This is a genomic window from Candidatus Methanoperedens nitratireducens (assembly GCF_900196725.1).
Taxonomy (GTDB): Archaea; Halobacteriota; Methanosarcinia; order Methanosarcinales; family Methanoperedenaceae; genus Methanoperedens; species Methanoperedens nitroreducens_A.
Window position 1 is genome coordinate 1 of the sequence record NZ_FZMP01000110.1, and the last position, 9,002, is coordinate 9,002.

Annotated in this window: 11 protein-coding genes; 4 read left to right on the forward strand and 7 right to left on the reverse strand. The window is 43.1% G+C overall.

Translation table 11 applies throughout. The annotated features are described in order from the left end of the window. The 7 genes from MNV_RS07865 to MNV_RS07890 all read right to left on the reverse strand — a co-directional run. Window positions 1-855: radical SAM protein (locus MNV_RS07865; RefSeq protein WP_143311697.1), on the reverse strand; the 855-nt coding region annotated here is incomplete at its 3' end. After that, window positions 842-1,006, reverse strand: a complete 165-nt coding sequence (locus MNV_RS19505; RefSeq protein WP_176505123.1) for a hypothetical protein — start codon at window positions 1,004-1,006, stop codon at window positions 842-844. The genes MNV_RS19505 and MNV_RS07865, both read right to left, overlap by 14 nt. 49 nt (window positions 1,007-1,055) lie before the next feature. After that, the gene (locus MNV_RS07870) at window positions 1,056-1,253 is read right to left on the reverse strand and encodes a hypothetical protein (protein WP_096205026.1); all 198 of its coding nucleotides are present in this window, start codon (window positions 1,251-1,253) and stop codon (window positions 1,056-1,058) included. Between the two features lie 9 nt (window positions 1,254-1,262). Further along, the gene (locus tag MNV_RS07875; RefSeq protein WP_096205028.1) at window positions 1,263-1,832 is read right to left on the reverse strand and encodes an ABC transporter permease; all 570 of its coding nucleotides are present in this window, start codon (window positions 1,830-1,832) and stop codon (window positions 1,263-1,265) included. Window positions 1,833-1,852: 20 nt separating this feature from the next. Continuing rightward, the gene (locus MNV_RS07880; RefSeq protein WP_096205029.1) at window positions 1,853-2,518 is read right to left on the reverse strand and encodes an ABC transporter permease; all 666 of its coding nucleotides are present in this window, start codon (window positions 2,516-2,518) and stop codon (window positions 1,853-1,855) included. Continuing rightward, complete coding sequence (locus tag MNV_RS07885; RefSeq protein ID WP_096205031.1) at window positions 2,515-3,768, reverse strand: COG1361 S-layer family protein; 1,254 nt, start codon at window positions 3,766-3,768, stop codon at window positions 2,515-2,517. The genes MNV_RS07880 and MNV_RS07885 overlap by 4 nt, the downstream gene beginning before the upstream one ends. 20 nt (window positions 3,769-3,788) lie before the next feature. Next, window positions 3,789-4,457, reverse strand: a complete 669-nt coding sequence (locus tag MNV_RS07890; RefSeq protein ID WP_255251499.1) for an ABC transporter ATP-binding protein — start codon at window positions 4,455-4,457, stop codon at window positions 3,789-3,791. Window positions 4,458-4,768: 311 nt separating this feature from the next. On the opposite strand from MNV_RS07890, the gene MNV_RS07895 reads away from it, so the two are divergent. The 4 genes from MNV_RS07895 to MNV_RS07910 form a co-directional block, all read left to right on the forward strand. Next, complete coding sequence (locus MNV_RS07895; RefSeq protein WP_096205034.1) at window positions 4,769-5,179, forward strand: cytochrome c maturation protein CcmE; 411 nt, start codon at window positions 4,769-4,771, stop codon at window positions 5,177-5,179. Between the two features lie 14 nt (window positions 5,180-5,193). Continuing rightward, window positions 5,194-7,203 carry a heme lyase CcmF/NrfE family subunit gene (locus MNV_RS07900; RefSeq protein ID WP_096205035.1) on the forward strand — a complete coding sequence of 670 codons (2,010 nt, stop codon included), beginning with the start codon at window positions 5,194-5,196 and terminating at the stop codon, window positions 7,201-7,203. Further along, window positions 7,193-7,615, forward strand: a complete 423-nt coding sequence (locus MNV_RS07905; RefSeq protein WP_096205037.1) for a cytochrome c-type biogenesis protein CcmH — start codon at window positions 7,193-7,195, stop codon at window positions 7,613-7,615. The genes MNV_RS07900 and MNV_RS07905 overlap by 11 nt, the downstream gene beginning before the upstream one ends. Further along, window positions 7,608-9,002, forward strand: a 1,395-nt coding sequence (locus tag MNV_RS07910) for a collagen binding domain-containing protein (protein WP_143311698.1), incomplete at its 3' end; no start/stop codon positions are given. The genes MNV_RS07905 and MNV_RS07910, both read left to right, overlap by 8 nt.

Genomic DNA, 9,002 nt, shown 5'->3' on the forward strand with positions numbered 1-9,002 from the left:
TGCTGCTTTTTTCAGATCAAGCATAATATCCTGATTATCTTTAAGGTTACCCGCCATACAGGGCACATCAACGCTCCATGAAATGATATTCATGCCGGAAAAAAGCTTTTGCATTTCATCGAATTCTTCTGCATTGTATTTGTGCGCCATTGTAGCGATAGAAACAGGAATATTGAAACTCTGGAGATTGGTAACCCCGCGCATGGCTTTTTCATAAGAGCCCACCCCTCGCAAAATATCATGAGAACGGATACCATCGATACTGACCTGTACTTCATCTATATATTCGGAGAGTTTTTTAGCCTCTTTTTGACCAATTAAAGTGCCGTTCGAAAGAATTACTTTCCTGAGTTCATAGGATGGCAGAACCTCCATAAGCTCCCAGAATCCAGAATGCATAAGCGGCTCCCCTCCAGAGATCATGAGCTTCAAGCCGCCCATGCTTTCAAACTTTGAGACCGTCTTCTCGAACCGGCTAACTTCAATGTCAACATTTCCTGATTTCCCAAGATAGCAGTGTTTGCAGGAAAGATTGCACTTATTCGTTATGTTCAGAAGAAGATAGCGCAAGGAAGGTACCGATGACCCCTCAACTTTTATAATTCTTGGATGTACAGAATCCTGCATCAGGATTATTCCTTCATCCAGCATAAATTCAATAGCTCCCTTATCGCTGCCAGCATCCGGGAATGACATTGGAAAAGGAGTCTTCCCATCGCATTTTTTAAGAATTTCAAATGCCTCATCATCCAGTTCATATAACTGGTCATCAGGGATGTAATAGACAAAGGGCGCCTCAAGATTTCGCAGCGTATGACCCGGCGCAAGTACCGGATACAAATCATTTGAAGGCATCTTTTACTTCTTCCTGTGTGATCATGCCTTTCTGGAGCATGTTTTTTAAGATCTTGAATGCTGCACATTCGAGTTCGATATCATCTTCCTTGAAGAATTCACAGTGGCTGCAAATAAGCGCTATATATGGATTTTTCTCATTTTGTGTCATTTTTGTTTTACAAATTTATACCGCAATCTATTTAATTATTTTAGTATAATTAATATTCCATTTCCAGCACCACGGCACCCACGTAATTACAGCTATTGCACTGGTACTGATAGCCTGTTTTCAGGCCCATATAATATGTGACCTCGGTAGAGCCGCAGACCGGACAGACAAGTATCCGCCTGCCTTTTGGCTTTTTAAGATCCTCAAGCATATCCTTTTCAATGGCATCTAAATCGTCTTCAATCATATCCTTTACTCACTGGTCATATCTTATAGCATCCACAGGTCTCATCTTTGCTGCATGCCTGGCAGGAATTATTCCTGATAGTATGCCTATCACTACCGAGAAACCAAGAGCGAAAAATATGGTCCCTGTAGTAATCGTCGCTCTCATATCTCCTCCAAAGCCCAGGGCCTGTATGCCCAGATAAGGGATGAGCAGGGAAATAGCCGCACCAGATATTACGCCTATTATCCCGCCTACGAGTCCGAATATTCCTGACTCGATAAGGAAAAGTTTCATGATTTCGCTCTCACCCGCACCTATTGCTTTCAGTAACCCTATCTGTTTTGTGCGTTCCATGACCGACATGAACATGGTGTTGGCTATACCTATTGCTCCCACAAGGAGCGAAACAGCAGCGATCGCACTTAAGAACAGGGATAAAGTCTGGGTCACGCCGCTCATCTGTTCACGGATAAGAGCTGAAGCTATTACTGTAAAATCCTTTGTTCGCGGATTTACCTGTCTTGAACTCATAAGCTTCTGCTCGATATCAGCTTTCAGGTATTCTACAAGAGAGGCATCCGTTGCTTTAATGACCATAGATGTAAACTGGTTATTTGCTACTTTTCAGTGATAACTTCTCTTGCCATCTCAGCTGGCATATATATCCCGGTATCACTGCTGCCTCCTAATCCACCTGACTGCCTGAGAATACCCACAACCCTGAAATTTTTACCCCCGATAGTAATAGGACGGTTAAGCGTTATTGGTTGAAGGAAAGCCCCATAAGCAAGACCATACCCCACGACGATCGAATTAGAATCTCCGGACTGGAGATACCTTCCATCATCTAATCCGGTATTATCCATCTGTCTCCAGACCGAAGTATCGACGCCAGTTACTGATACAACTGTTTTTTCATTATCGTATTTGAGATCGGCTTTGCCCGAAACAAGTCCATTTACATACATCACGCCAGGTACCTGCTTGATCACCCTGTAATCTTTATCTGTAAGGTTGATCGAAGAACTCGTACTCACAGACCTGTCTGTATGCATCTCGCTATGTACACCTGTCGCCCTGAAATATCCAGGAATCACGGTTATTATATCAGCGCCAAAGCCGCCGAGCCTTTGCTGCACATTTTCCTGCATTCCCTGCCCTATGGATATAATGGCTACGACCGAAGCGACACCTATGATTACGCCCACAATGGTAAGCCAGCTTCTCATCCTGCTTTTCCTTACATGGGAAAGAGAGAGAAGGAAGATATCCAGAAGCCTCATTTCCTTCTCTGCCTCTGGAATTTCATTCTATGGTACATTTCAGTGATGCTCTTTCGCTGCCAGAAACCAATGATGCCAAGAAGCGCGATCCCGATGTATGGAGCAAAGCTAAGCACCAGCCCGGAATAATTTGTTCCCCCGCCATGCATAGCCGCATGCTGGTCATCTGTGGATCTGGATGCTGTACCAGCCATGCCGCTTGAAAGTTTTACAGGAAGCTTCTTTTCTACCGACCTGCGTACACCGGCAGCATCTGTATACAGTATTTTTATTGCCATATCAGATCTTCCAGTCCGAGAGACCTGGAAATTTGCAGAAGTATAGTCTCCGGAGTTCAAATTGCCTATCACCTGTGTATTGCTCCCGGAAACACTGAAACTGTTTTGTGGCGGTATTTCCACGCTAACCGCTTTAGCCGGATTGACCCCTATATTGGATACACTCAGGAGAAAGCTGCTTCCCGATTCCTGGTAACTTAACTCAAAATCCGTGATTCCTGCAACACCCAATCCAATGGAATCGCTTACCGAGTAATTGATCCCTGATATTTTGATGGGTATATTATAGACACCAGTCTGCGCCTGCGAATCAACAATCATATCGAATTTGATCTTTGCATCTTCCCCGGGGCCAAGACTTCCAAGGAAAAATCGCGTACCTGAGCCTGTAATTGAAAATACCGATGCAAGGTGTTCGCTGCCAGTGTTTATATCAACATAGAGATTTCTTGCTACACCCGATCCTTCGTTCTTGAACTTTAATATAACTTCATTTGTAGAGCCTGGTGCGATAGCAGAGATAGAGGTGTTTGAGAGTGTTATAATCGGCATGCCTTTAATGACAAGTATTCTGTCTTTTAACGCTGCTGTGGTAATGCTGCCGCTCTCTTTCTCTTTTGTAGTGACATAAACGATAAACTCGTATTCTCCTTCCAGTGTATTCTGATCCACATGGACTTTAAAACTGGCTGTTCGCATATCATTCCAGTCATCCATATTGCCGAGTGACACTTCAGTATCCAGTACGTGTATTGTTTTTTCCGTAGCATTATTTGCCGGGACCAGTTTCACAACAGTGTCTACCATCGATGTACCATAGCCGATGTTATTGATCGGGACCCAGACAAAGACCGTATCTCCCGGATATACCGGTTCATGTTCAGTTACAAGGTAATAACTCGATGCAGCCGCTCCCTGCAAAAATAGCAGCGAAATCAGCAAAATAATAATACATTTTCTTATTTGACTCATAGATTTATTACTCCAGTTAATTATGATGCAAGTTTTCCATCTATCATTCTCACGGTTTTATTCGCCCTTCCCGCGATTTTTTCATCATGAGTGATCATGGCGATCGTGACATTTTTTGCATTCAGTTCTGTGAAAATATCCAGTACCTCTTTTCCTGCTTCCGTATCGAGATTACCGGTTGGCTCATCAGCTAAAATTAATAAGGGATTTGTGGAGAGCGCTCTTGCAATCGCTACTCTCTGGCTCTGGCCCCCTGATAACTGGGAGGGGTAATGATTTGCGCGCCCGGAAAGGCCGACAAGTTGCAGCAATTCCTCTGATCTATCCCAGATTTCTGCCTCACTGAATTCATGTATTCTCATTGGCAGCTGGACATTTTCAAGAGCTGTTAACGTTGGATAGAGGTTGTGGGATTGAAAGACAAAGCCTATTTTCTTGCCTCTTATACGGGAGAGTTCCAGTTCTGTAAGTGCAGCAATATCCTGTCCTTCAAGGAAAACCCTGCCTCTTGTAGGGATATCAAGACAGCCTATCATGTTCAATGCTGTTGATTTGCCGCTTCCGCTTGGCCCCATGAGAGCCAGGAATTCACCAGGTTTTATCTTTAAGCTCAGGCCTTTAAGTGCCGGAACTTCCACTTCACCTATTCTGTATATCTTCCAGACATCATCAAGTTCAATAATGTTCAAGATGCTTCCTCATATTGTGCTCAACGTTCGATTACTTTACAGACAATGTAAATAAATTACTTTACAATCAGTGTAAAGTAAATAGTTTGCGGTTTAAAAAATTAAAGTATGGTTATTTATTTCACTGTATTTTTAAACCACAACCCACATTAAAAAGCACATCCTTTTAGATAATAGTGACCGGAAAAAAAATCCTATACAACTCTTTTCCTCCACCACCGGTCACAGCCACCTCTTTACACCCACCGTAAAGTATATGTATAGTTTACACCCATTGTAAAGTTAGGATTATGAGATAATGAGATGAAGACATGAACCGAAAACAAAGAAACATGCTTGGTGTCGGGATAGTAGTTATACTTATATTATTTCTTGGAGTGCAAAGTTTCAGTAACGCACTCTCATTTTACTATGAAGTGGATGAATTCGTCCAGAAAGCTGATACACTGGATGGTAAGATCGTAAATGTTAATGGCACTATACTAAAGGGCTCGACTGTCTGGGTGCCGGAAAAAGCCTTACTGACATTTAAACTTGCGGACAAAAACTCTTCAATCACTGTTGTATCAAACCAGGGAATGCCGGGAAATTATAAAGAGGGGATCCCGGCAGTCGTTACCGGAATTTTCATAAATGGTACTTTCGAGGCAACCCAGGTTGTCACAAAATGTCCCTCCAAATATGGCGGAGATCTTGATCACGGAGACCATAACGAAACATAAAAAGGAGAAAAAAAATGGAATTAGGTGAAACAACATTAATTATCGCACTGTTATTGACCGTATACGCACTCATTGCACACATAATCGGGATATGGAAAAAGAAAAAAGAGCTTATCGACAGCGGCAGGATCGCCATAATCGGAATTGCAATACTGACCACTACCGCTTCCATCTGGCTTTTTAATCTATTTATTAACCGCAATTTTCAGTATGAGTATGTGGCATTGTACAGCAGCCTTGATCTTCCCATGATCTATACGATCTCTGCTTTCTGGGCAGGAGCTGACGGTTCATTACTGCTCTGGGCATGGCTCATTTCGATCTATATTGCTGTAATAGCAGTTCGGGGAAAATCCTACGATAACCTGATGAAACATGCGATGGTCATAATTCTTGTCACTCTTTCTTATTTCTTCTACATGCTGCTCACAGTCTCGCGTCCATTCAGGATGCTTGACTTCATGCCAGTGGATGGGAACGGGTTAAATCCGCTGCTCCAGGATCCGGGAATGCTGTTCCACCCAACAACACTTTTCTGGGGTTACGCGGGGGTATTGATTCCGTTTGCCCTGATGATCGCGGGTATCTATCTTGCAGACGATACATGGACATATCGCGCACGCCGCTGGGCGCTCTGGGCCTGGCTTGGACTGGCTCTTGGCAACATGTTCGGGAGCTGGTGGGCATACACAGTGCTCAACTGGGGCGGCTTCTGGGGCTGGGATCCTGTTGAGAACGCTTCGTTCCTTCCCTGGCTCACCCTGACCGCATTCTATCACAGTACTATGATAACGGAACGAAAAGGAGGTATGAAATTCTGGAATATCCTCCTTATCCTTTTCACATGGGAACTTACTGTTTATGGTACGCTGCTCACCCGGAGCGGTATAATCGCTTCGGTACATACTTTCGGGCAGTCTGTGACCGCCCCGTATTATATCAATTACATGATCGTGATACTTGCAGCCACCCTGGCTCTTGTGGCATGGAAATACAATACGATAAAAAGCAAGAAAGTCTTAGAATCTTTTGTATCCCGTGAAGGAAGTTTTCTCTTTAATAACTGGATATTCATCGCCTCCACTGTATCCGTACTGTGGGGAACCACATATCCTCTCCTTTCTGAGGCATTCCGCGGCTACAAGGTGATGGTTGGCCCGAGTTTCTACAACCAGGTGAATGTACCTCTTGGCATAGCGCTTCTATTTCTTATGGCGATATGTCCTCTAATTGCATGGAGGAAAGCTTCAGTCTCCCATCTAAAACGCAACTTCGCAAAACCCCTGGCAATTGCAGGAATTGCAATGGTCATTGCCTTTGCGATCGGTATCCGGGATTTTTATGCCCTCTTTGTTGCAGTCGCAGGAAGTGTACTGGTAGTATCCACCCATGTCCTGGATTTTTCAAGGATCGTGAACAAACAGAAGAAGCTTGAGGATGCGGGAACCATGAAGAATATTTCAAAAGCATTCTGGAATAACCGCCGCACATTAGGCGGTTACATGTGCCATATTGCTATTCTCATGATCATCGTCAGTGCAACAGGTGCCGTGGTATATGAGAAATCGCAGACTTTTAACATGAGGGTGGGCGGTACGTACACAGTGGGAGATTATGACTTCAAGCTCACGAATATCGACCAGTATCCACAAGACAACAGGGACGTACAGGCAGCATATTTTGACGTTTATAAGAACGGCGAGATAATTTTGGCAAAAGCCACGGCGCTAATGTACCATTATGCCAAGCAGGATAACATCAATGTCAAACCAATGGCTTATACAGTGGGCATTGATGACCTCTATTTCTCGGCCCAGGCCATAACAGCTGACGGCGCCACTGTTAAGCTCAAAGTGATGCCATTGATGTTCCTGATGTGGCTGGGTGGGTTCCACGTGCTTATACTGGGGATACTGATATGCCTGTCAGCAGTTGTACCGATAAGGCGAAAAATAACATCTGATGATATAAATATAAATCAAACAATTAAAAAATCAACAACGGAGAATATACATGATATATAAAGCGGTTGCAATCTGGTTCCTTCTTCTTGTATCTGCAGTTCCGGCACTGGCAGTGACAGAGGAAGAGATTTTCTCAAACCTGAACTGCCCGGATAAAGAAGGATGCATCATGATCGTTATCGATTGCACATGTCCGAGCTCGCTTGAAATAAAAGATAAGGTCAGGGCAATGCTTGACCAGGGACTTTCTGAGAAAAAGATATATGATAAACTGATGGCAGAATATGGAAAAGGCGTTCTCGCCACGCCGCCAAAAGAAGGGTTTGACTGGATAGTGTGGCTTGCACTGCCTGCTGGCGTCATTGTGGGAGGGGTCGTTGTCTATAAGATCAGCAGGAAGAGAATGGATGAGAACGAGGAATTTGAACTGGAATATGAAAAGTTCTTGCAGGAGAAAGAAAAAAATGAATAAATTATTATTAATTTTTATAATGTTTGTCATTTTCGTAAGTGCAGCATCGGCTGCACAGATAAGCGGAAGTGTTGAATCGACCGGAAATAAACTTCCAGGCCAGGAAGTTGCACTGAGCAGGGTAAACGCCACAGAGAGCGCTGAAACAGGTGTGGTATATACCTACATGCCTCTTTCAAATCTAATAACGGATAAAGACGGAAATTATACATTTGCTGACATTAATGATGGCATGTACAGGGTAAATGTGACATATAACGGGACAATATACGGAGAGAATCTCAGACTTCAGGGAAAAGCTGTTGTGAATTTCAATCTGTCCGAAAAAATTGAAGGGTATGTCATTAAAGCAAACAAAACACTTGAAGGAGTACCGGTACGCCTCATGGATGAAGTCGGGATCGAATTAATGGATACTGCCACCGATAAAAGCGGAAAATATACATTTAATATGGTCAATGCCAGGCAGGGTTACCTGCTGGGTGTGAATTATACTGATGTACCATATACAAAACATGTCAATGCGTCAGAAAAAGTTAATGTCACAGTTTATGATAGCACAAAAGATGGAGATGGCCTGACAGTGAAAATCGACCATATTGTTCTTTCCAGAGCAGCGAATGGGATAAAAGTTGATGAATATGTCGAATTTTTGAATACAGGAGATAAAGTTTTTTTCAGTAAAGACCGGGCATATGTCGGCATCTCAACTCCGGAAGGTATAACAAGATTCCAGACCGATGCTATGGAATGCTGTCTCCAAAGGGAAAAAGATTCAGCATGGATAGACCCGATGAATCCTATTTTACCTGGTGATACATATAGTGTACAGATATCATACGTTTTTAATCCGGAATCAACAAAAGATATATTCTTTAAAGGTATGATCTACAATACTTCATATATCACTCTGCTTTCGGATAAGAAAAATGGTTTCGGGATTGAAAGCCAATTTGCCAGGAAGGAAATAGTCCAGAATGAAGGGAACGAATTCGAAGTCTTAAGCTTCATGAACGTTCCGAGGGATCAAGGACTGGATATCCGGATAACCGGGTATGTTCCCTCTAAGACAGGAAGCAGCGGGGATTTCAATTATCTTATCCCTGTGGCAGCGGTTATATTGATCGGGGCTGTCTCATATCCATTCCTTAAAAACAAAATTGGCAAAAAGCCAAAAAGGCTCATTATAAAAGCAGTACCTGCAACGAATAGATCCATCGATGAGATGCAGGAAGCCGTTGATGATATATCACAACCGGATGTTGTTTCAGGGAATGTTCCGGGAAAAGATATCACTGAAATGTCATTTGATGAATTGCTAATTGAAAAGAATGCATCATTTGAATCGATCCTTTCTCTTGAAAATAAATTCAATGCAGGAGAAATT

Bases quoted from the DNA above. Each gene is read 5' to 3' on its own strand.
- MNV_RS19505 (WP_176505123.1), bottom strand. From the start codon at position 1,006: ATGACACAAAATGAGAAAAATCCATATATAGCGCTTATTTGCAGCCAC.
- MNV_RS07870 (WP_096205026.1), bottom strand. From the start codon at position 1,253: ATGATTGAAGACGATTTAGATGCCATTGAAAAGGATATGCTTGAGGAT.
- MNV_RS07875 (WP_096205028.1), bottom strand. From the start codon at position 1,832: ATGGTCATTAAAGCAACGGATGCCTCTCTTGTAGAATACCTGAAAGCT.
- MNV_RS07880 (WP_096205029.1), bottom strand. From the start codon at position 2,518: ATGAGGCTTCTGGATATCTTCCTTCTCTCTCTTTCCCATGTAAGGAAA.
- MNV_RS07885 (WP_096205031.1), bottom strand. From the start codon at position 3,768: ATGAGTCAAATAAGAAAATGTATTATTATTTTGCTGATTTCGCTGCTA.
- MNV_RS07895 (WP_096205034.1), top strand. From the start codon at position 4,769: ATGAACCGAAAACAAAGAAACATGCTTGGTGTCGGGATAGTAGTTATA.
- MNV_RS07900 (WP_096205035.1), top strand. From the start codon at position 5,194: ATGGAATTAGGTGAAACAACATTAATTATCGCACTGTTATTGACCGTA.
- MNV_RS07905 (WP_096205037.1), top strand. From the start codon at position 7,193: ATGATATATAAAGCGGTTGCAATCTGGTTCCTTCTTCTTGTATCTGCA.